This window comes from Xenorhabdus sp. PB30.3, from assembly GCF_963895965.1.
Classification (GTDB): Bacteria; Pseudomonadota; Gammaproteobacteria; order Enterobacterales; family Enterobacteriaceae; genus Xenorhabdus; species Xenorhabdus stockiae.
Map to the genome: position 1 here is coordinate 1 of NZ_CAWQMW010000153.1, position 20,703 is coordinate 20,703.

Genomic DNA, 20,703 nt, shown 5'->3' on the forward strand with positions numbered 1-20,703 from the left:
TTTTAGCCCTTAAAGTGACCTCAGGTAATGTGAATGATCGGGAGCCTGTTCGCGAATTATCAAAAGATCTAACAGGTTCTCTTTACGGCGACAAAGGATACCTAAGTCAAGCATTGGCGGATGATTTAGCCAAAACGGATATTACCTTTATCACAAAAAAACGCCGTAACATGAAAACCCTTGCGCTAGATGAGTGGGATAAGATGATGCTTAAAAAGCGTTTTATTATTGAAACGATTAATGGGCAGTTAAAAAACATCTCTCAAATAGAACATTCTCGTCACCGAAGTATAACCGGGTTTTTGTTAACTGTTTTAACGGGATTGATTGCTTACAGCCTTAAAGAGAAGAAGCCATCACTGAAAATTTTCTACTCAGAAGAAGATATTTCAGCAATGGCTTAAACAGAATTAGGGTTATTATTAATAATCGCTGCGGGTGCGGAACCGTACCCGCTCAAATTACGGCGAATAAAGCCAGAAGAAACGAGTTCTGTCCGGTTGGTCACACTGGCTTTGGCAAAAATATTACGCAGATGAGTTTTTACAGTAGAGAGAGAAATACTGAGCTGTAATGCTATGCGTTTATTACTCGCTCCTTCCCTGACCCACTGAATAATTTCCTGTTCTTTTGCGGTGAATGTGACCTGTGCATCGGGCAAAATATCAAAAGTCATTAATTCAGCCACAGGAATGATAGAGTGAAGTCTCATGACTTCCTGATGTTGAAACGGATAGTCCCTGAAAACGGAAAGACCCGCGAGGATTTTATTCCCACGGCGGATAAAGATTTCGACTCTATCCGTTAAGTTATTGGGCTGCATAAAACTATGATAAAACTGTTGGCCACTCTCTTTCATATTGTCATTCATGCTGACAAGACGCTGTTCATTATTTCTGAAATTTTCCGGATGCAGCGGATCTAACTGACAAAAATACGCGGCATATGCCTGATACATATCGGGTGTGATGCCATACAGGATATGGTGTTCGGGCTGCCACTTTTCATTAACGAGATAATAAACAGCGGCAGACACGGGAATGATGTGGGCAATTGTATTCAGACAGCAATTAACCAGTGTCTGTTGATGCTGGCTGAGTGGTGATGTATTCATTGAACGTACCTATCTGATCCAGTTGTGAATTCATCATGGCTTTTCTGATTATGAATATAAAATATACATATTAATAATGTGAGATTGATTGCATTATTAAAAACTTATTCTTTCATGTTTTAGCTGCTTTTAGACTGACTTTGTACATATTGCCTTTTATTTATTAACATATTAATTGATTGTTTTTTCATTATCGCCTGATATTTCTTGAGTTACGGTATTTTTTATCTTTTTCTTTGGTACTTTTCGGCAAAAAACAGTATGAGATACCCCTTTTGGGTATCGTTCTTTAGAATGATGGCAACACTTTTCCCCTTATCCCTATAGTTAAATCACAGTCACCTTTCGTTTACAAAAAATTCACAATCAAACTGACTGTATCTCAGGGTAAAAGGGGGAAGAAAAATGAATATGTCCTCAAAGTTAATATCACATATTGAGAAGGGTAAGGTCGGTTTTCCGACGACACTTGCCAGTTCTGTTGGTGTGATTATGGCAAGTCCGGTTATTTTAACCGTCACCAGCGGGTTCGGAATAGGTGGTGATACATTCGCTCTGGCTGTGTTTCTCAGCTTTATTGTGATGCAGGCTCAGTTAACAACTTTTGCTGAGGCTGCCGCGATTTTGCCTACTTCCGGCTCAGTATATGATTATATTTCTTGTGGCATGGGACGTTTCTGGGCAATAACCGGAGCACTTTCTGCCTATTTAATCGTGCATGTTTTTGCCGGTACTGCGGAAACCATCCTTTCCGGCATTATGGCATTGGTGAATTTTGAAAGCCTCAATACTGTGATGGAGAGCAATAATGCGTCCTGGATGGTTGGAGTAGGGCTAGTAATCACCTTTGGTCTACTTAATGCGTTTGGGATCGAGGCATTCAGTAGAGTGGAGATTGTACTAACGTTTGCCATGTGGAGTACGTTAGTGATCTTTAGTTTGTGTGGTCTGCTTATGCCATTTCACACTTCAGTTGATGGCTGGTTTGGTGAGTCACTGAATATTGCTGAACCGACCGTGATATTAAGTTTGATCGGCATGGCGATGTTTATGTTTATGGGTTGTGAGCTGGTGACGCCAATGGCACCAGAAATTAAAAATTCGGCAAAAGTCATCCCCCGCGCAATGGCTATTGGGTTGTGTGGTGTCGCGTTCTGTATGTTTATGTACGGTGCTGCGATGACACATCAGGTGGAAAACGTCATTGTTGACCCAGCAAATAATGTCAGATTACTGGAGACTCCAATGGCAATTCCGGCTTTTGCCGGTCAGGTTATGGGAGATTTTGGTAAATACTGGATTGGTTTTGGCTTGCTGCTGGCGGGAGCGGCAACGATTAATACATTGATGGCAGCCGTTCCCCGTATTTTATACGGAATGGCACTTGACGGTACTTTACCCCGTATTTTCACTTACCTGCATCCAAGATTTAAAACACCCGTGTTTGGTATTTTAGTGGCGGTTTTGATCCCCTGTATCCATGCTTTTGCCATTCAGGGCGATTTGAACCGCATTATGCCGCTGGTACTGGCAGCGGTTTGTTCCTGGGGAACAGCTTATCTGTTAGTCACAATTTCAGTCATCTTGCTGCGTATTCGTCGTCCTGACCTGCATCGTGCCTATAAATCACCGTTTTTCCCTTTACCGCAGATTATTTCCGGTGTGGGAATTGTCATCGCTCTTATTTACATTACGCCCCCGGGCATGGATAAATCGGATGTTTATATTCCTTTCCTGATCATGCTTGGATTAACAGCGACCTATGCACTGGTGTGGACGATATTTGTTCAGAAAGTCAATCCGTTTAAACCTGTCGAGGTGGAAGACGTTCTGTCCAAAACGTTCTCTGAAACTGAATTGAAGGAGATTAAACTTGAGCCATTACGCAGCCTCCGCTAAATCTTCTTTCTGGCAAAAGATCAATCAACAACGCTTGCCTGCCGACTATCAGGCAGGCCTGACACTTAACCGGCTGGAGCGTGATCTCCAGCCCTATCATTGTGAAAGGCCCGGGCCGGGAGAGCTGGTTGTCAGACCAGAAGCGCAGTTGGCAATATGTGTCAACGAAAGGGTGAAAAAACTGTTTATGGCATTCATCGTTTATACGCGCTTTTCTGTTTCCGGTGTGATAAACCAGCCTTTGAATGCCGATATACAGGTAAAGACGGAAGGTAGCCTGCGTAAAAAGCGGGTGAGATTCTTTTCAAAACAGGAAGATGGACTCAAATTGATTGAGCAACTGGAGCAATATCCTGTTATTCGACAGACGTTAGAAGAGCTGGATTTTCGGTCATGCAGCCTGCAAATCAGGGAAGGAAAATGGCGTTGCGAAATTGAACATTTTGCTGCTTCTGAAATTGTCAGCCGGCTTCCGGCAACCCGCCGTTACCTGCGTTTAACCTCAGAGCAGCGTCATCGTCTACTCAGTACGCTGCATCTGATTCATCAGCTTATGCTGTAAGGTATTGGCAAAAAGCCGTACACGTGAAGAGAGCGTTTCTTCTGATTTAAACAGGATCCAGGATTGATAGATATCCATGTCCCATTCGGGCAGAAGCCTTATCAGTTTTCCGGCTGTGACTGATTCATGGGTGATATAGTCCGGTAGGTAAGCAATGCCCGCCCCAGCCAGAGCCGAACTCATTAATGCTACACTATTATTAATGCGAAAACGGCTACGTACTTCAATATCAAACTTATTTCTCTCTTTCTGAAACGGAAGAGAGATGGTGTGAGCAGGGCCGCGAAACAGCAGATAATCATAACGGGGAAGATCTTCCGGCCTTTCTATAGCCGGAAACTGGCTGAGATAGTCCGGAGTCGCGTAAAGCCCCCAGGTGATATCAATCAGGGGCATCACAAGTGGATGGTCTGGTGTTTCACGGCCTACCACAATAGCGATATCACATTGATCTTTTTCCATGTTAATGATCCTGTCGGTCAGTTCCAGATCGACGCTAACATGAATATTTCCGGCAACAAAATTGTTCAGGGCCGGAACAATGCATTGACTGCCAAAGGATACTGGTGCAATCAGGCGCAGGCTTCCCATCGGTTCTTCATGGAAATTACGGATAAAACGTTCGGCGTTTTTGGCTTCATTCAGAATACGCTGACAATATTGGTAATAGCTCATTCCGACTTCTGTCACCTGAATCTTGCGTGTGGTTCGGTTGAGTAACTGAGTACCGAGCCTGATTTCTAACTGTGCGATTTCACGACTGACGGAAGACTTCGAAAGCCTTAATGATTTTGCCGCTTCGGTAAAACTCAATGTCTCTACGACACGGGCAAAGATCACCATTGAGCTGAGATTCTCAATATTATTCATAAAGTAACCTGATGATTTACTCCGAAAAACCCTAACATATCACAGGTTCTGTTCAGAAGGGCTTTATTCTCTGTGGAAATTTTTCATTTAACGAACGACTGTTCCATAATAGAAACAGTGAGCCGAACGGTGGCATTTTGCTGCGATAAAGAGTAATTATTTTATAACAATAACAAGCTGTTCTTTTTCAGCATGTCTAAATATTCTGGAGGGCAATGTGAGATGAACCAAACTATGACACAAAAAATTCTCGCTCGGGCGAGTGGGCGTGAACAGGTCACACCGGGCGAAGTTGTTTGGGCAAAAGTGGATATCCTGATGTCTCATGATCCCTGTGCCCCCGGCGTTGCCAGCGTATTTAAAAAAGAATTTGGTCAGGATGCCAAGATCTGGGATCCGACCCGTTTCATTATGATCCCTGACCATTTTGTTTACTCTGCTGATCCGCAGGCTAACCAGAATATACGGGTAATGCGTGAATTTGCCGCAGAACAGAATGTTAAGTATTTCTATGATGTCGGAACCCCCAATTATAAAGGTGTCTGTCATATTGGATTGGCGGAGGGAGGCCATACTCGCCCCGGAGAAGTTTTGTTGGGGACGGATTCTCATACTGTTACCGCCGGTGCATTCGGGACATTCGCGATTGGATTGGGGATTACTGATGCGGCTTATGCTATAGGGACGGGAGAAATCCCGCTGAAAGTGCCGAGTACCATTCGTGTGAATTTTACTGGCACGAAGCCCGCTCATGTTCTGGCTAAGGATATGATCCTGGCTGTCTTGTCAGAACTGACAGTGGATGGCGCGACCTATCAGGCGATTGAATTCGGTGGCAATGTCATTGATGAATTATCTGTCGAAGAGCGTATGACGATTTGTAATATGGTCGTCGAGTGTGGTGCCAAAAATGGCATTATGGTGCCGAATCAGGCAACGCTTGATTATCTGGCAGAACGGAATGAGATGCCGTTTGAGATTGTTTACCCAGACGAAGATGCGGAATATACCCGTGTATTAAATATTGATGTATCGGATATGCAGCCGAAGATCGCCAAACCGCATTCTCCGGATAATGTGGTTTCCATTGAAAAAGTTGCCAATGTTGCCATTTCTCAGGCCTATATCGGTTCCTGTACCGGGGGCAAGATTGAAGATTTCATCGCTGCTGCCCGTATCATAAAAGGCCATAAGGTTAAAATTCCGACTTATGCGGTACCAGCAACAAAAGAAGTATTCCATAAAACCATCACAACCCAGATTGAGGGCGTTTCCGTTTATCAGATTTTAACGGATGCGGGAGTGAAGCTTTCTGCTGAAGCAGGGTGTGCTGCCTGCTGCGGTGGCCCACCGGATACTTTTGGCCGCGTTAATGATCCGATATCTGTGATATCCACGACTAACCGTAATTTCGTCGGAAGAATGGGACATAAGCGCGCTAATATTTACCTTGCTTCACCGTACTCTGTTGCTGCGGCAGCGATTACTGGCCAGATCACTAATCCGGGAGAATTTTTATGAGTGATGTCGTTATGAATGATGCTGTTTTAAATGAACAAAAGGAAAATATCATTCGTGGTCAGGTTTATGTTCTGGAGGATAATATTGATACTGACCAGATTCTGGCTGGGGAATATATCAAAGTAAATCCCTCTTCACCTGAAGGTTATGCTCAATTAGCGTCACTGGCGATGTGCGGGTTACCTGAAGGGTCGCTGCCTTTTATCGATGAAGAAAAAGGTAAGGCGAAATATCCGATTATCGTTGCCGGGCAGAATTTTGGCTGTGGTTCTTCCCGTGAACATGCCGTCGTGGCGCTGGGCGCTTCGGGTGTAAAAGCCATTCTGGCGCAGTCTTATGCTCGGATATTCTTCCGCAATTGTGTCTCTACTGGTGAATTATTGCCTGTTGCCGCACAAGAGCGTTTGTGCGACAGCTTAGTGACCGGTGACAGCATTGAGATCGATATTGAAAATCAGACAGTAACAATACTGAAAAGCGGTGAAAAATACCCGACCGATCCTGTCGGGGAACTGGCTAATATTGTTGCTGCTGGTGGGCTGTTCTCTTATGCGCGGGCAACCGGCCGAATAAAATAATATACCCGTCGTCTTTCAAGTTGTCTCTTTGTTGCTGCTTTGCCGCCGTGATGCAACTGGAAATCCAGAAAATATGCCAGCAGATTATAAGCTGGCATATTTGTTTCGGGCTTTCTTCATCCAACGATATAGGTTAGTAACTGTCGCTGCGGCATCAGAACAAAATTCCCGTGAAACAGAGAACCGGCCTGATAATCATCAGTGAGTGTTTTCAGCAATTTTATGGTCACAGTGTGATGAGTGCAGTCAATCTCCACAATTTCTGCTGCATGGAAATCAAAAAATTGCTTCACATGAGGGTAAAGCGCTTTATAAAGACTTTCTTTAATGGAAAAAGCGAGTGTGAATGCCTGAATAAAAGTAAGCGGAGATTTTGCCAGTAATGCTTTCTCAGTTTCATTGATAATGCTGGCTGAAACGCTATCAATGGTTTCCTGTTTTATCTCTTTTTCGATATCAATCCCCACCCATTGATATTTATCACTTGAAGCAGCGAAAACAACAGCACAATTGGTTGAGTGAGAAATGGAACCACAAATTCTTTCAGGCCAGATAGGGGAACGATCCTGTGCTGATTCCACCTGAAATTCAGGATATCCCATGTTATTTAATATATTACAGGCACAGTAACGGGCAGCCAGATATTCCGCCCGACGTTTAGTGACGGCATTTTGCAATCGTTCAGGATATACAATGCCATACTCAGTAAATAGATCATCCCGATAGCTGCCTTGTGTGAAATAAGCCAGCATAATCTGGATATCTGGATGCCCTGATAGTAAGCCCTTTTGTATCGCAGTAAAAAAGGGTTCATTGATGGCAGTTGTCTGTGCAGGGGTAAAAGTAATTTCTTTCATTATTGATTGTTCATCGGAAATGTTAATAAATTGTCTTTATACACAATGGATTTCAATATGCATCGCGGCGGCAAGAGAGAGAATCCCCGGGAGCATAGATAACTATGTGACTGGGTTGAGCGAGCGCAGCCAACAAAGAGGCAACTTGAAAGACGAAGTGTATAGCCAATTTTGCCACATTTAGTTTTAGTTCACTAAATCGTTAACTCTTTTTATACTGTGTTTCGACCAATAAGAACAGGGATCTGAAAACAGGGCGTATCTTATTGGTTGAATAACTGTTTGATTCAGTCCAATTTAAAAAAGAGGTAAATGTGGAAATATTAGTGACAGGTGGGATGGGATATATTGGTAGCCATACCTGCGTCCAGATGATTGAAGCAGGGATGACACCGATTATTATTGATAACCTGTGTAATGCCAGTCAGGAAGTTCTGGCCCGCATTGAAGCGCTGACGGGTATCAGGCCACTGTTTTATCAGGGGGATATTCGTGATGAAGTCTTCCTTGATTCTGTTTTTTCCCGTCACTCTATAGAGTCCGTTATCCACTTTGCCGGTCTGAAAGCGGTTGGCGAATCAGTCGAAAAACCGCTTGAATATTATGATAATAATGTCAACGGTACATTAGTGTTAGTGCGCAGCATGCATAAAGCAGGCGTAAAAAGCATTATTTTCAGCTCATCGGCAACGGTATATGGCGATCCTGAAATTGTTCCCATTACTGAACAGTCTGCGGTAGGTAATACGACTAACCCTTACGGTACAAGTAAATATATGGTTGAGCGTTGCCTGTCTGATTTCCATCATGCTGAAAGTGACTGGTCAGTCGTATTATTGCGTTATTTCAATCCGGTAGGAGCACATCCATCAGGTACGATGGGAGAAGATCCTCAGGGCATTCCGAATAATTTAATGCCATATATTGCTCAGGTAGCGGTAGGCCGCCGGGAAAAACTGTCCGTTTATGGTGACGATTATCCTACTCCGGATGGAACAGGTGTCCGTGATTATATCCATGTGATGGATCTGGCTGATGGTCATATTGCGGCCCTGAATGCAGTCGGTAAAAAATCTGGCCTGCATATCTATAACCTGGGAACAGGAACGGGTACAAGCGTACTGGATATGGTGGCTGCATTCGGTCAGGCATGTGGTAAACCGGTTCCTTATGAAATTTGCCCACGTCGCCCGGGCGATATTGCAGAATGCTGGTCAAGCCCTGAAAAAGCTGAGCGTGAACTGGGCTGGAAAGCAAGCCGCACTATCGTGGAAATGACCGAAGATGCATGGCGCTGGCAGTCCCAAAATCCTAATGGTTATAAAGCAGGATAATACGCATCTGGCGCTTTAATCGCATCACACAGACATAGTAGCTACAACGGGCATAAAGGTATTTATGCCCATCGATTCATGTACCGTTCATGAGTACAGGGATTGGCACCTGAATGAGCATTTAGGTTATGTCAAAAATGCAATTTAATCAGGCTGATTATCCACACAGGCGCTATAACCCTTTAACAGGGCAGTGGATAATCATCTCACCACATCGGCTGAAACGACCGTGGGTTGAGGAAGATAAACCATTACAGCATTCTGTATTTCCGGTCTACGATAAACAGTGTGCTCTATGCCCGAATAACACACGTGCCTCAGGGGATATCAATCCTGATTATCAGGATATCTATGTATTTCAGAACGATTATTCAGCCTTATTGCCGGAAACTCCCGCTATTGCCACTGCTGACGATCCTCTGTTTATAAGCAAACCGGCAAGAGGAACTTGCCGCGTTATCTGCTTTTCACCAAACCACAGTAAAACCTTTCCTGAATTATCTCTGACCAATATCCGCCGTATTATTGATGTCTGGAACAGCCACATAGAAGAACTTGGACAACACTATATCTGGGTTCAGGTATTTGAGAATAAAGGGGAAATGATGGGATGTTCCCAGCCTCATCCACATGGACAAATCTGGGCCAGTGATTTTCTGCCTAATGAGCTGACTCGCAAAGATGAGTTACTGAGGCAATATTATGATCAGCATGGATCTAATTTATTGCTGGATTATGTCAGAGCTGAACAGAAAAACGGTGTGCGTACAATCGTGGATACCAAACACTGGCTGGCGGTTGTGCCCTATTGGGCGGTGTGGCCGTTTGAAACAATGTTATTGCCGAAAAGCCCTGTCCGACGTATGAATGAACTGACGAAAGAGCAGTGTGATGATCTGGCTGTTGCGATGAAAAAACTGACCTGCCGATACGATAACCTGTTTCAATGCTCCTTTCCCTATTCTATGGGCTGGCATTTCGCTCCTTTCTTTACCAATAAGCAGACCGATATTGAGCACTGGCAGTTACATGCTTTGTTTTATCCGCCATTATTGCGTTCAGCAACTGTCCGTAAATTTTTGGTGGGTTATGAGATGCTGGCTGAATCCCAGCGCGATCTGACACCGGAACAGGCTGCACAACGGCTACGGGATGTCAGTGATGTTCATTTCAGGAGTTGAAATCCCTGATACAGCATTTTACGAGGAGCGCGGTGATGGAGGCACTAATTCAAAAAGTCACTGAATCTTTTAATGTAGTTTTTCACTCTTCACCGACTCATTTTTTTCAGGCTCCCGGACGGGTGAATTTAATTGGCGAACATACCGACTATAACGAGGGGTTTGTCTTACCCTGTGCGATTGATTACCAGACGGTAGCTGCTGCTGCCAAACGCGATGATACGCTGATCCGGGTGATTGCTGTTGATTACAGTAATGATCGTGATGAGTTCGATCTCTCTCAGCCGATCCTTTTTAATCAGGATAAAATGTGGGCTAATTATATCCGCGGTGTGGTGGTGATGTTGATCCAACATGGCTACTTATTTGGTGGAATGGATATCGCAATAAGCGGGAATATTCCACAGGGAGCCGGTCTCAGCTCTTCGGCATCGCTGGAAGTGGTTATCGGCCTGACCATCAACGTGCTTTATCAGCTCGACATTAGTCGGAAATTGATTGCCGTTAATGGTCAGCAGGCCGAAAATCAATTTGTCGGCTGTAAATCCGGCGTGATGGATCAACTTATTTCAGCCTGCGGCGAAGAAGGTCACGCTTTGCTGATTGATTGCCGCACCCTTGAAATACAGGCGGTTCCGATGCCGGAAAATATCACTGTGATGATTATTAATTCCAATCGGCAGCGCGGTCTTGTAGACAGCGAATACAATATACGGCGTCAGCAGTGCGAAGAAGCTGCCCGAATCCTCGGTGTCCGGGCATTGCGCGATGTCTCACTTTATGATTTCAGTGCGAAGCAGAAACAATTGGATACTCTGCTTGCCAAACGCGCCCGCCACGTTATTACTGAAAATGCCCGGACTCAGGCTGCTGTTGCTGCTTTAAGGTCAGGAGATTTATCCCGCCTCAGCCAGCTTATGGCTGAATCTCACCTCTCTATGCGTGACGATTTTGAAATTACCGTCCATGAAATAGATGTGCTGGTGGAGATTGTGAAAAATGTTATTGGAGAGCGGGGAGGAGCCCGCATGACGGGAGGTGGTTTTGGCGGTTGTATCGTTGTATTGCTTCCCTCTGATTTGGAGAGCGATGTGAGACAGGCCATCGAAAGTGAATACCAGATAAAAACTGGCCTGCAAGCGTCTATTTACATTTGTCAGGCAAGCAGGGGAGCAAGCCAGTTGATAAATCAGGCATAAATGGCTGGCTTTTATTTTTGGTTAACTTATATTCAGGTTGAATCTGGGCATGAGTAAACATTTGTCTTATTTTTTTATAAAGAGGAGTGTTGTCTTGAATAGCAATCTGCAATACGAAGAATTACAACAACAATGGTCATCAGTTGATAGTTATCTAAAGAAGAGCCTGTTACATCCTGCATCTCATCTCGAACAAACCCTTGAATATAACGCCAGTCAGGGATTACCTGCCATTGATGTTTCCGCCCTGCAAGGGCAGTTTTTGATGATGATGGTTCAGATCAGCGGAGCAAAACGCATTCTCGAAATCGGCACGTTAGGTGGCTATAGTGCCCAATATATGGCCAAAGCGTTACCCGATGATGGTTTACTCATCACGCTGGAAAAAAATCCCAAAATGGTACAGATCGCACGGCGTAATATCGAATTGGCTCAACTCACTCATAAGATTGAAGTTATCGAGGGAGATGCCAATGAGACTTTACCAACGTTGAGTGAAAGAGCACCTTTCGATCTGATTTTTATTGATGCCGATAAACGGAGTAGCCAGATTTATCTCGATTGGGCAATTAAACTGGGTCGTCCGGGCAGTATTATCATCATGGATAATGTCGTTCGTGGCGGTGCAGTTATCCATGATCAGCGTGATGAGTTCGCTGAAGGTATTCATCAGACACTGGATAAGATACTTAATCGTCCGGAAATCACCGTAACTGCTTTGCAGACGGTGGGGGAAAAAGGCTGGGATGGATTTGCATTGTTACGGATAAATGATGACGTGAATTAATTCTGGCAGGGTAAAACCCTTGTTATATTCCCTTTGGTAGATCCCTGCTGGTGGCACCGTCAGGCGTATTTCAGCCAGAGATCTACCGAGAATTGTACCTGTCGTCTTTCAGGCTGTTTTAAAGAAGCAACCTGAAATCCATTGGTCGCTGGCACTTCTTCAACTCCGGATTTTATGGATTTTTTCCTCTGTATTTGGCCCATTAATTACTTTGGCTTCCCTTGCTGACTGGCATGTCTTACGTTCATTTGACTCACGATCTTTAATCACTTTCTCCGTTTCATCTACAGTAGGAAGTGAAAACCCCATATCATCATAGGCCCCGAAACCAGCCAGATGGTAACTACTGAATGGAGCATCCACAGGAATACGGAATTCCTTTTTTTCTCCCGGAGCCAGTGAATCAAATGAATACACAATGAGTGATTGTGGGTCGCAGGTTGTATTAAGGGGTAAAATAGCCAGATATCCACCAGCCACAGGCTCATCTCCCTGATTTTGCATTGTCCCTCCGACGAAGAATTGTCCTTTTGCTCCCAATCCCATGTGGAATAACAGATGAGCTTCTCCTTGTGCCCGCAGTATCGGGCTGAAAAAGCTACTTATCATTAATATCAATAATATTCTGCATGAATAATTACTCCATTTCATTGTCTCTCCTCCTTTTCTGAATGATTGTATTCTCGCTCAGTGAATTGCCTATATTACTGATTGGATGGTGGTGTCAGAGATATACACTTTGCTGTTTTTTTTACATCTTCAGAGTCTGAGTCCTGAGGTTCATTGAGCAGTTTTTTGAATTGTTCAGGATCCAGCAGGGCGATATAGCTGGTTAAATAATGGTTGCATCTCAGACTGTCAGTGATATTGAGGCCATCCGATGTTTTAAGGATCGTTGATTTTGACAGGGATTCATACTCCAGTATGAATGGAATGTCGGGAGGCAGATGAGGCACCAGATCATTTTCATATCTGAACGTTTCATAGTTTGCAAAATGGTTATCGATATAGCTAACAAATTCATGGTTACCGGCTCTTGGGCTGGCAAACAGGCTTGCTTTGTGTTTATCGCCAAGCAGGGGAATATCTCTCATAAGATAGGTCGCAATGACTGCGCCAAGGCTATGACCCAATATAGTATATGCAGTATTGATACCGATGAATTGAGCAACAGCATTGGGAAATCTGAGGTGGCTGTAATTATCTTTAGATTCAGGCTCAACAATAGTCAGTTTCAGTGAATTATAAACACTATAAAACCCCATACTGACTTTTTGTTGAGGAGTATCAGCCCACGGTGAGGTGAAAACAGGAACAATATCATGTAATGCCTCAAACAGATTGGAACTGTCGGTACCCCTGATAACAATGACATACTCTGCCGGCGTTTTTTTATTTTTAGCAATATATCCATAACAAACATGTTTAGGCAGCATAATTAAAAATTGCTGATTACTTTTGGGGTTTACGGAAAAAGAGAGATCATTACCACTAATATAGGCTACCAGATCCCAGCCATCTTCTGCTAAGCGCGGATCTGCGGGGGGAGTCGGATTATTGTAATACTGACTGTTCATCTCTGCTGCATACAGTATCAATGATGCCTGTTGAGCTTCTTTGGTTAACATATTGTTATACATTATTAACTCCTCTTGATACCGCTCGTCTTTCCGGTGGCCTTTTAGCTGTGTCGTTCCATTTCTTCCGCCGTGGCTCACTGGAAATTTAGTGGGTATATTGTCATTGGCTGTGTGTATTTGTCATTTTTGTTGTACTGCAATATCAAATTTTATCAGCATAAAAAATAAAGAAAGGATAATTTAAGCGTATATCATCCTGAAAGGATTTCTGAGAATTTGAGTTATTGATATAGCGGTTCAGTTAAGAGTCTGTATTAGAAAGTACTTGCTATTGTTCAATATCGAATTAATTAATTACTTTTAGTTATATGTAGTTTTGATTTGTTCTTTTTAATCTGTTGTCTAACGGCGTTATTCTTCACGGATCTATGAGTCTTATTTTCAAATATTACTGAATATTAAGAGGCTAATATGTCTGCACCACGTTCGGTTCTGGAGTTGATCGGGAATACACCGTTGCTGGAACTGACCCATCTGGATACTGGCCCATGCCAACTCTTCATTAAGCTGGAGAACCAGAATCCGGGCGGTTCTATTAAAGACAGAGTTGCACTCTCAATGATTGAACAGGCAGAAAAACAGGGGCTACTGAAACCCGGTGGCACTATCATTGAAGCAACGGCTGGTAATACCGGTATTGGGTTAGCACTGGTTGCTGCCATGAAAGGTTATAAGCTGATACTGGTTGTACCGGATAAGATGAGCAGGGAAAAAATATATCACCTGAGAGCATTGGGAACGGATGTCCGTCTGACCCGTTCTGATGTGGGTAAGGGCCATCCGGAATATTATCAGGATTATGCGTTGCGTCTGTCGAAGGAAATCAGTGGCGCGTATTACATTGATCAGTTTAATAATGCATCTAATTCACTGGCTCATATGACAACGACCGGCCCTGAAATATGGCAGCAGATGGAACACGATGTGGATGCTGTTGTTGTTGGTGTGGGTTCAGGCGGAACACTTGGCGGTTTAAGCCAGTATTTCCGGGAAGTTTCTCCCGATACCCGATTTATTCTTGCTGATCCTAAAGGCTCTATTCTTGCTGATTATGTTGAATACGGTCATTACGATGAAGCAGGAAGCTGGTTCGTTGAAGGGATCGGCGAGGATTTTATCCCACCGCTGGGGGATTTTTCTAACATTAGTCATGCTTACCGGATCACCGATGCCGAAGCCTTTTCCTGTGCAAGGGAGCTACTTTTACAGGAAGGTGTTCTTGTTGGTTCATCTTCAGGCACGTTACTGGCTGCGGCTTTACGCTATTGCCGGGCACAGAAAACACCAAAGCGTGTGGTGACACTGGCTTGTGATAGCGGCAATAAATATTTATCCAAAATGTTCAATGACTACTGGTTACTGGAACAAGGGCTGCGTTCACAACAGAAAGAAAATGATTTAAGTGATTACGTGACATATCGCTACCGGGATGGTGCGACAGTTTTTGTTTCTCCACAAGATACCCTACAGATTGCACATGGGCGAATGCGGTTGTATGACATTTCGCAACTCCCTGTACTCGATAATGACCAGATTGTCGGCATTATTGATGAGTGGGACTTGATGAATGCCATTCAGGCTGATTCTCATAATTTCTCTTTGTCAGTCAGTCAGGCCATGACCAGTCAGGTTAAGACTCTCCATAAAAATGCACCACTGGAGCAATTGGTTGCAACCTTTGATGCGGGCCATGTGGCGCTGATTGTTGATGACAACAAACACTTTATTGGCCTTGTTACCCGTACTGATGTGCTGAACGCATGGCGTCAACAACTCAATTAACCTATTTCAGGAATAACTTAATGACTAAATTTGATACTAAAAGCGTTCACGCCGGCTATGTCCCTGATCATACAGGGGCTGTAATGCCTGCAATCTATGCCACATCCACTTATGCGCAACCTGCACCGGGTCAACATACGGGATACGAGTATTCCCGTAGTGGCAACCCCACGCGTGATGCTCTGGAGCGGGCGATTGCTGAACTGGAAAATGGCAGCCGGGGTTATGCATTTGGCTCAGGTTTAGCAGCCAGTTCGACGATTCTGGAATTACTGGATAAAGACAGCCACATCGTTGCTGTGGATGATCTGTATGGCGGTACTTACCGGTTACTGGAAAAAGTGCGCCGCCGGACTGCCGGATTGCGTGTTACCTATGTCGAAGCGGGAGATACTGCGGCACTGGAAGCGGCTATCCAGCCTGATACAAAAATGATTTGGGTGGAAACGCCAACCAATCCATTACTTAAACTGGCAGATTTGGCCGCAATTGCTCAGATAGCCCAACACCATAAGATTATCAGTGTTGCAGATAATACGTTTGCTTCTCCTTATATCCAGCGTCCACTGGATTTAGGGTTTGATATTGTTGTTCACTCTGCGACTAAATACCTGAATGGTCATTCCGATGTTGTTGCCGGTCTTGCGGTAGTAGGAAACAATGCTGAACTGGCTGAGCAGCTTGCTTTCCTGCAAAATTCAATTGGCGGGATCCTTGACCCTTTCAGTAGTTTCCTTGTTTTGCGTGGCATACGGACACTATCACTGCGTATGGAAAGACATATCAGAAATGCAGAAAAAATTGCCCACTGGCTGGAACAGCAGCCACAAATAGAAAAAGTCTTTTACCCCGGTCTTGATTCCCATCCTCAGCATGAGCTGGCGAAGCGTCAGATGAAAGGTGCTGGTGGCATGATTTCTATTGTGCTGAAAGGGGATGATGATGCTACTCATCGGATGATAAAAGCACTGAAATTATTCACACTGGCAGAAAGTCTGGGTGGAGTGGAAAGTCTGGTTGGTCAGCCATTTACTATGACTCATGCATCTATTCCATTGGAAAAACGTTTAGCGGCAGGCATTACACCACAATTAATCCGTCTTTCAGTGGGTATTGAGAATGTCGATGATTTGATTGCCGATTTATCGCAGGCTCTTAGCGCAGCAAATCTGTAAAGCCGAAATAATATGCCAGCCCGGTTCTCGGGTTGGCATTTTTTTGTGTGTTTTTATTTCTATACAGACTCAGTTTTGCCAGCCATTTCTATAGCATGGCCTACTCGTAGTACTGTTGCATCATCCATTGCCCGGCCAATCACTTGTATACCGATAGGCAGGCCTTGTTTATCCTTCGCTACAGGCAGTGTTAAGGCCGGTAGCCCCGTGATATTGGCCGGAATGCATAGACGAAGATAGGCATTTGTGACGTTTTCCTCAGAATTGTCAGACCAGATAAACGATTCCTGCCCGACGAGCGCTGCTGTCTCAGGGACTGTGGGCGTGAGTAAGATATCGATATCATTAAATAACGCATTCCACTGCTGGCATATCATCCGTCTGGCTCGTTGTGCTTTCAGATAATCTCCGGCAGGTAATAACTGTCCTGTTTCAAAGAAAGTCCTCACATCATCCCCATACAGTGATGCAGACTTACGTAAAGTACGAGAATGTATTGAAGCCGCTTCAGCCACTGTGATGCCCCACTGGGTTGGCATAAGATAATCTGTCAGAGGGATGTTGACTGTCGTGACTTCGGCTCCTTGCTGTTTAAGGCGTTCTGCGGTCTGTTTTACTGCCGCTATCACTGATTCAGCAACCTGATCAAAATAATAGTTTTGCGGAATGCCAATCCGTAATCCTTTAATGTCCTGTTTAGAGAAATCTGCATAATTTGTATCTGGTACCTGACGGCTTGCCGGGTCACGTTCATCAAAACCCGTTAATGCCTGTAATACTAATCCGGCATCTTCAACTGTTCGGGACATTGGCCCGGCATGATCCAGTGACCATGCTAGTGGCGTAACACCATAACAGGAAACTAATCCATAAGTTGGTTTAAAGCCGACAATTCCGCACAGTGCTGCTGGTATTCTGATAGAACCACCGGTATCTGTTCCCATTGCTGCCAATACCCCGCCGTAGGCTACCGCAGCAGCAGAGCCACCACTGGAGCCGCCAACGATACGACGAGTATCAAGAGGATTACGTGTTTGTGGAGTAATGACACCAAATGCGAATTCGTGAGTATGGGTTTTCCCCAGTAAGATGGCTCCCGCACGATGTAAAGCATCAGTTACCGCACTGTTGGACTGGGCAATATGTTCTGCTCGCACTTTAGAACTGGCTGTGGTCGGTTTACCGGTGACATCGAACAGGTCTTTTAATGCCAGAGGGATCCCATGTAACGGCCCGCGATATTTTCCCTGACTGATTTCACGTTCTGCTTGTTTGGCCTGTTCCCGTGCTTCTTCCACCCAGACAGATACAAAAGCATTAATTTCTGGCTCTGCTATTTTTATATTGGCAAGGGCGGCATCAACCAGTTCTACCGGAGATAATGTCTGCGCGGCAATCGCTTGACTGGCTTGAGAAATAGTCAGGTTTTTCAGATCGATCATATTTTTCTTTCCCCTCCGGCATTGAAAACTGGTGCCGGAAGATCAGCATCATCCATCGGCAGTTCATCTAATCGGGCGATTGACGTACGGATATGATGCAGTGCCCCTGCAATATATTGCGAGCGTTCTATATCCAGTATCAGGCCGACACTGGCTGCCAGTAATTGTGTTTCTTCCGCAGATAAAGGATCAGGTACTGTTATATTCATATTATTTCCTTAACGGTATTGAGATATTTTTATTCAATATTGTCAGTAGAATAGCCAGTAAAACCAGAGCTATGATGACTGCACCGTAGACATTGACCGCAACCAGCAAACCGGACTGATGTGCGAGATAACCAATCGCAATTGTAGGAACACTGTTGGCAAGGTAACTTTCAATATAAAAAGCGCCCATCAGACCACCTCTTTCATGAGGCTCAGCCAGTGGTAATACGGTTCTTATCGCACCAAGAAAGGTTGCTCCAAAGCCGAATCCAGTGATAACTGAGCCTATCAGCAATAGCATGACATATTCCCGATTTGCAGCCAGTAGGATCAGTAATAACCCTGTTGCTAAAGCGAGCTGACCTGATAACAGAGTCATAAACGAGGTGAGTTTACGTGCGGCGATGATTGCAACCGCACCACTGAGCGTTAATGCTGCGACTGAAAGTCCTCCCATCCACGGTGATGTTGTGTGAGTTGTTGCAACAATCAGTGATGGCATGAGAGATAAGTAGAATCCACCGATCATCCACACAGCAAAATTGGCCGGGGTGATTGCCCGTAACGCATTGCGGGCCTGTGCGGGCACCATAATGCGGGGACGCAGGCTTTCCCATGCTCCCGAACGACGTTGTACAGTTTCAGGAGTCAGTCGGGTAAGAATTAATACCACCAAAAACACAATCAGTAATAAGACATATATGGTGTGGAGTGGGCCGGGAGCAAATACCAGCAATGTGGTACTGCCTAATGCACCGGCAGCCATACCCAGCATCGGTGCAATACTGTTAATCAGCGCCCCACGTTCTCTGTGCATATCCAACAGAGCAGCTCCTACAGAGGCAGTCGCCAAGCCGGTTGCAAGCCCTTGTATAATGCGTGCACCTACCAGCCATCCGGGATCAGAGGCCAGTAAAAAAGTACTCATGGATATGATTTGTAACAATAAGGCTAAACTGATCACCGGTCGTCGCCCTATATGATCTGATAAGCGCCCTGCTATCAATAAAGCCAGCAACAGGGCTAGTGCATAGGCGGCAAAAATTACCGTCAGTAACGTTGAGCTGAATCCCCATTCATGCTGGTAAATACGATAAAGTGGCGTAGGTGCACTGGATGCCGCTAAGAACGCCATTAGCGTGATGGCATGAAGTACCGTCGCGGCCTGATAAGACATCCGATTGTTATGAGATTGTCGGCAAGAATCAGGTGTGTTATTTGACATAACAACTCCATAAAAGCAAAATGTTAGCTTTAATGATGCTACAAGAATTATCTCACTAACGCAATTTTTTTGCTTTAGTGGGTTTGTGTGAATAGTGACAGAAGTAGGAGCAGAGAAAGAAATGACTCACAGAGCAGCACCGCGTCCCGGTGGTCGTAGTGCCCGCGTGCAGGCGGCTGTCCATCAGGCTGTGCGGGAATTACAACAAGAACTTTCCCGTACTGAACTGACTGTGCCCGCGATTGCTGCCCGTGCAGGTGTGACACCATCGACTATTTATCGCCGCTGGGGGGATTTGTCACAATTACTGGCAGATGTTGCGGTTGAAGAGCTACAGCCGGATCACCCCCCTGCTGAAACAGGTTCATTTCGTACAGATCTTCTGACATGGCTTGAGCAATACTTTGAAGAGATGGCATCTGAACCCGGTCGGGCAATGTTAAGAGATGTACTGGGTACGCCGGGCCATGAATATGCCGGTAAGTGTGATGGATGTATACGCCAGCAAATAGAGGCAATCTGTCAGCGGGCACTGAAAAAAGGCGAAAATCCTATTTCTGTTGATTTGATTATTTCGGGTGTTGTTGCACCGTTAATGTATCGCATCCTGTTTGCAAATGATCCCCCTACAAGTGAACAGATACACACATTTTTCGAACAGTTGGAAGCAAGGTAAAGCGAGTTATATTATTCTTAACGTTCCGTGAACAAAGGAGAATGGTTATGGCTGTTTTAGATATACTCACAATTCCTGATGAAAGACTGAAACAGAAATGTGTTGATGTCGCCCATGTTGAAGATATCCAAACGTTGGTTGATGATATGTTGGAAACAATGTATGACACGGATAATGGCATTGGGCTGGCCGCACCTCAGGTAGGAAGAAGAGAATCTGTATTAGTTATTGATATTTCACCAGAGCGGAATCAGCCTCTGGTTTTAATCAATCCTAAAATCGTCGAAAAAGAACGTAAGGTCGTGAATCAGGAAGGCTGCTTATCAATTCCCGGTTATTATGCTGACGTGGAACGATTTGAAAAAGTGAAAGTAGAAGCGCTGGATCGAAACGGTCAGGCTATCACAGTGGAAAGTGAAGATTTTCTTTCTATCGTGATGCAGCATGAAATTGACCATCTGCACGGTATTATTTTCATCGATTATTTATCGCCATTAAAAAGACAAATGGCACTAAAAAAAGTGAAAAAATATTTGAACAGCAGAGTAAGTTAGCGGGTAAGGGTAAGTAGATAGGTTAATATTTTCCAGTCACTATCGCTATGGTGACTGGAATAAGCGGGGATCAGAAATTAGTGAAGTTTAAGTGGCAA

The 20,703-nt window shown here is 44.5% G+C and carries 21 protein-coding genes; 13 read left to right on the forward strand and 8 right to left on the reverse strand.

Annotation, left to right across the window (positions count from 1 at the left end):
- The coding region (locus AACX38_RS14800; RefSeq protein ID WP_228864810.1) for a transposase at window positions 1–404 on the forward strand (404 nt) is incomplete at its 5' end.
- Here AACX38_RS14800 and AACX38_RS14805 read toward each other — a convergent pair.
- On the reverse strand, window positions 401–1,114 hold the full coding sequence (locus AACX38_RS14805; RefSeq protein WP_228864811.1) for a helix-turn-helix transcriptional regulator: 714 nt from the start codon (window positions 1,112–1,114) through the stop codon (window positions 401–403). The two genes, AACX38_RS14800 and AACX38_RS14805, sit on opposite strands and share 4 nt — an antisense overlap.
- A 405-nt stretch (window positions 1,115–1,519) precedes the next feature.
- Between AACX38_RS14805 and AACX38_RS14810 the strand changes: the two genes are divergently transcribed.
- Both AACX38_RS14810 and AACX38_RS14815 read left to right on the forward strand, forming a co-directional pair.
- Window positions 1,520–3,013 carry an APC family permease gene (locus AACX38_RS14810; protein WP_228864812.1) on the forward strand — a complete coding sequence of 498 codons (1,494 nt, stop codon included), beginning with the start codon at window positions 1,520–1,522 and terminating at the stop codon, window positions 3,011–3,013.
- Window positions 2,988–3,575, forward strand: a complete 588-nt coding sequence (locus AACX38_RS14815) for a DUF3156 family protein (RefSeq protein WP_228864813.1) — start codon at window positions 2,988–2,990, stop codon at window positions 3,573–3,575. Before AACX38_RS14810 ends, AACX38_RS14815 begins: the two co-directional genes overlap by 26 nt.
- On the opposite strand, the gene AACX38_RS14820 is transcribed toward AACX38_RS14815, so the two are convergent.
- The gene (locus tag AACX38_RS14820; RefSeq protein ID WP_228864814.1) at window positions 3,534–4,445 is read right to left on the reverse strand and encodes a LysR family transcriptional regulator; all 912 of its coding nucleotides are present in this window, start codon (window positions 4,443–4,445) and stop codon (window positions 3,534–3,536) included. The two genes, AACX38_RS14815 and AACX38_RS14820, sit on opposite strands and share 42 nt — an antisense overlap.
- A gap of 222 nt (window positions 4,446–4,667) precedes the next feature.
- Between AACX38_RS14820 and AACX38_RS14825 the strand changes: the two genes are divergently transcribed.
- Both AACX38_RS14825 and AACX38_RS14830 read left to right on the forward strand, forming a co-directional pair.
- Entirely contained in the window at window positions 4,668–5,966 is a 1,299-nt protein-coding gene (locus AACX38_RS14825) for a 3-isopropylmalate dehydratase large subunit (RefSeq protein WP_339385687.1), read from the forward strand.
- Window positions 5,963–6,544: a LeuD/DmdB family oxidoreductase small subunit gene (locus AACX38_RS14830; protein ID WP_228864816.1), complete on the forward strand. Its 582-nt coding sequence runs from the start codon at window positions 5,963–5,965 to the stop codon at window positions 6,542–6,544. The genes AACX38_RS14825 and AACX38_RS14830 overlap by 4 nt, the downstream gene beginning before the upstream one ends.
- A 116-nt stretch (window positions 6,545–6,660) precedes the next feature.
- On the opposite strand, the gene AACX38_RS14835 is transcribed toward AACX38_RS14830, so the two are convergent.
- Window positions 6,661–7,401, reverse strand: a complete 741-nt coding sequence (locus AACX38_RS14835) for a 4'-phosphopantetheinyl transferase family protein (RefSeq protein WP_228864817.1) — start codon at window positions 7,399–7,401, stop codon at window positions 6,661–6,663.
- 314 nt (window positions 7,402–7,715) lie between these two features.
- Between AACX38_RS14835 and galE the strand changes: the two genes are divergently transcribed.
- The 4 genes from galE (at window position 7,716) to AACX38_RS14855 (ending at window position 11,902) form a co-directional block, all read left to right on the forward strand.
- Window positions 7,716–8,735, forward strand: coding sequence for a UDP-glucose 4-epimerase GalE (gene galE / locus AACX38_RS14840; protein ID WP_228864818.1), 1,020 nt, complete (start codon window positions 7,716–7,718; stop codon window positions 8,733–8,735).
- Between the two features lie 128 nt (window positions 8,736–8,863).
- Window positions 8,864–9,916 carry a UDP-glucose--hexose-1-phosphate uridylyltransferase gene (locus tag AACX38_RS14845; protein ID WP_228864819.1) on the forward strand — a complete coding sequence of 351 codons (1,053 nt, stop codon included), beginning with the start codon at window positions 8,864–8,866 and terminating at the stop codon, window positions 9,914–9,916.
- 35 nt (window positions 9,917–9,951) lie between these two features.
- Entirely contained in the window at window positions 9,952–11,115 is a 1,164-nt protein-coding gene (gene galK / locus AACX38_RS14850) for a galactokinase (RefSeq protein ID WP_228864820.1), read from the forward strand.
- Window positions 11,116–11,209: 94 nt separating this feature from the next.
- Complete coding sequence (locus AACX38_RS14855) at window positions 11,210–11,902, forward strand: O-methyltransferase (protein ID WP_228864821.1); 693 nt, start codon at window positions 11,210–11,212, stop codon at window positions 11,900–11,902.
- Window positions 11,903–12,061: 159 nt separating this feature from the next.
- Here AACX38_RS14855 and AACX38_RS14860 read toward each other — a convergent pair whose 3' ends face one another.
- Together AACX38_RS14860 and AACX38_RS14865 are read right to left on the reverse strand one after the other, a co-directional pair.
- The gene (locus AACX38_RS14860) at window positions 12,062–12,553 is read right to left on the reverse strand and encodes a membrane-associated Zn-dependent protease 1 (protein ID WP_228864822.1); all 492 of its coding nucleotides are present in this window, start codon (window positions 12,551–12,553) and stop codon (window positions 12,062–12,064) included.
- 53 nt (window positions 12,554–12,606) lie between these two features.
- Window positions 12,607–13,542, reverse strand: coding sequence for a lipase family protein (locus tag AACX38_RS14865; protein WP_228864823.1), 936 nt, complete (start codon window positions 13,540–13,542; stop codon window positions 12,607–12,609).
- 411 nt (window positions 13,543–13,953) lie between these two features.
- Between AACX38_RS14865 and AACX38_RS14870 the strand changes: the two genes are divergently transcribed.
- Together AACX38_RS14870 and AACX38_RS14875 are read left to right on the forward strand one after the other, a co-directional pair.
- Window positions 13,954–15,324 carry a pyridoxal-phosphate dependent enzyme gene (locus tag AACX38_RS14870; protein WP_228864824.1) on the forward strand — a complete coding sequence of 457 codons (1,371 nt, stop codon included), beginning with the start codon at window positions 13,954–13,956 and terminating at the stop codon, window positions 15,322–15,324.
- Window positions 15,325–15,344: 20 nt separating this feature from the next.
- Window positions 15,345–16,499 carry a trans-sulfuration enzyme family protein gene (locus tag AACX38_RS14875; RefSeq protein ID WP_228864825.1) on the forward strand — a complete coding sequence of 385 codons (1,155 nt, stop codon included), beginning with the start codon at window positions 15,345–15,347 and terminating at the stop codon, window positions 16,497–16,499.
- 59 nt (window positions 16,500–16,558) lie between these two features.
- Here AACX38_RS14875 and AACX38_RS14880 read toward each other — a convergent pair whose 3' ends face one another.
- The 3 genes from AACX38_RS14880 to AACX38_RS14890 are packed head-to-tail and all read right to left on the reverse strand — an operon-like array spanning window position 16,559 to window position 19,375.
- Window positions 16,559–17,941 carry an amidase gene (locus AACX38_RS14880; protein WP_228864826.1) on the reverse strand — a complete coding sequence of 461 codons (1,383 nt, stop codon included), beginning with the start codon at window positions 17,939–17,941 and terminating at the stop codon, window positions 16,559–16,561.
- Window positions 17,938–18,150: a hypothetical protein gene (locus tag AACX38_RS14885; RefSeq protein ID WP_228864827.1), complete on the reverse strand. Its 213-nt coding sequence runs from the start codon at window positions 18,148–18,150 to the stop codon at window positions 17,938–17,940. Before AACX38_RS14885 ends, AACX38_RS14880 begins: the two co-directional genes overlap by 4 nt.
- Window position 18,151: 1 nt before the next feature.
- Complete coding sequence (locus AACX38_RS14890) at window positions 18,152–19,375, reverse strand: MFS transporter (protein ID WP_228864828.1); 1,224 nt, start codon at window positions 19,373–19,375, stop codon at window positions 18,152–18,154.
- Window positions 19,376–19,496: 121 nt separating this feature from the next.
- On the opposite strand from AACX38_RS14890, the gene AACX38_RS14895 reads away from it, so the two are divergent.
- Together AACX38_RS14895 and def are read left to right on the forward strand one after the other, a co-directional pair.
- Window positions 19,497–20,051 carry a TetR/AcrR family transcriptional regulator gene (locus AACX38_RS14895; RefSeq protein ID WP_228864830.1) on the forward strand — a complete coding sequence of 185 codons (555 nt, stop codon included), beginning with the start codon at window positions 19,497–19,499 and terminating at the stop codon, window positions 20,049–20,051.
- A gap of 47 nt (window positions 20,052–20,098) precedes the next feature.
- Entirely contained in the window at window positions 20,099–20,605 is a 507-nt protein-coding gene (gene def / locus AACX38_RS14900) for a peptide deformylase (protein WP_228864831.1), read from the forward strand.
- Window positions 20,606–20,703 lie beyond the last annotated feature (98 nt).

What these genes read in the sequence shown, in the direction of transcription:
- AACX38_RS14830 (WP_228864816.1), top strand. Translation starts at nt 5,963, where the DNA reads ATGAGTGATGTCGTTATGAATGATGCTGTTTTAAATGAACAAAAGGAA.
- galK (WP_228864820.1), top strand. Translation starts at nt 9,952, where the DNA reads ATGGAGGCACTAATTCAAAAAGTCACTGAATCTTTTAATGTAGTTTTT.
- AACX38_RS14890 (WP_228864828.1), bottom strand. Translation starts at nt 19,375, where the DNA reads ATGTCAAATAACACACCTGATTCTTGCCGACAATCTCATAACAATCGG.
- AACX38_RS14810 (WP_228864812.1), top strand. Translation starts at nt 1,520, where the DNA reads ATGAATATGTCCTCAAAGTTAATATCACATATTGAGAAGGGTAAGGTC.
- AACX38_RS14825 (WP_339385687.1), top strand. Translation starts at nt 4,668, where the DNA reads ATGAACCAAACTATGACACAAAAAATTCTCGCTCGGGCGAGTGGGCGT.
- def (WP_228864831.1), top strand. Translation starts at nt 20,099, where the DNA reads ATGGCTGTTTTAGATATACTCACAATTCCTGATGAAAGACTGAAACAG.
- AACX38_RS14875 (WP_228864825.1), top strand. Translation starts at nt 15,345, where the DNA reads ATGACTAAATTTGATACTAAAAGCGTTCACGCCGGCTATGTCCCTGAT.
- AACX38_RS14895 (WP_228864830.1), top strand. Translation starts at nt 19,497, where the DNA reads ATGACTCACAGAGCAGCACCGCGTCCCGGTGGTCGTAGTGCCCGCGTG.
- AACX38_RS14880 (WP_228864826.1), bottom strand. Translation starts at nt 17,941, where the DNA reads ATGATCGATCTGAAAAACCTGACTATTTCTCAAGCCAGTCAAGCGATT.
- AACX38_RS14835 (WP_228864817.1), bottom strand. Translation starts at nt 7,401, where the DNA reads ATGAAAGAAATTACTTTTACCCCTGCACAGACAACTGCCATCAATGAA.
- AACX38_RS14870 (WP_228864824.1), top strand. Translation starts at nt 13,954, where the DNA reads ATGTCTGCACCACGTTCGGTTCTGGAGTTGATCGGGAATACACCGTTG.
- AACX38_RS14805 (WP_228864811.1), bottom strand. Translation starts at nt 1,114, where the DNA reads ATGAATACATCACCACTCAGCCAGCATCAACAGACACTGGTTAATTGC.
- AACX38_RS14845 (WP_228864819.1), top strand. Translation starts at nt 8,864, where the DNA reads ATGTCAAAAATGCAATTTAATCAGGCTGATTATCCACACAGGCGCTAT.
- AACX38_RS14860 (WP_228864822.1), bottom strand. Translation starts at nt 12,553, where the DNA reads ATGAAATGGAGTAATTATTCATGCAGAATATTATTGATATTAATGATA.
- AACX38_RS14820 (WP_228864814.1), bottom strand. Translation starts at nt 4,445, where the DNA reads ATGAATAATATTGAGAATCTCAGCTCAATGGTGATCTTTGCCCGTGTC.
- AACX38_RS14865 (WP_228864823.1), bottom strand. Translation starts at nt 13,542, where the DNA reads ATGTATAACAATATGTTAACCAAAGAAGCTCAACAGGCATCATTGATA.
- AACX38_RS14885 (WP_228864827.1), bottom strand. Translation starts at nt 18,150, where the DNA reads ATGAATATAACAGTACCTGATCCTTTATCTGCGGAAGAAACACAATTA.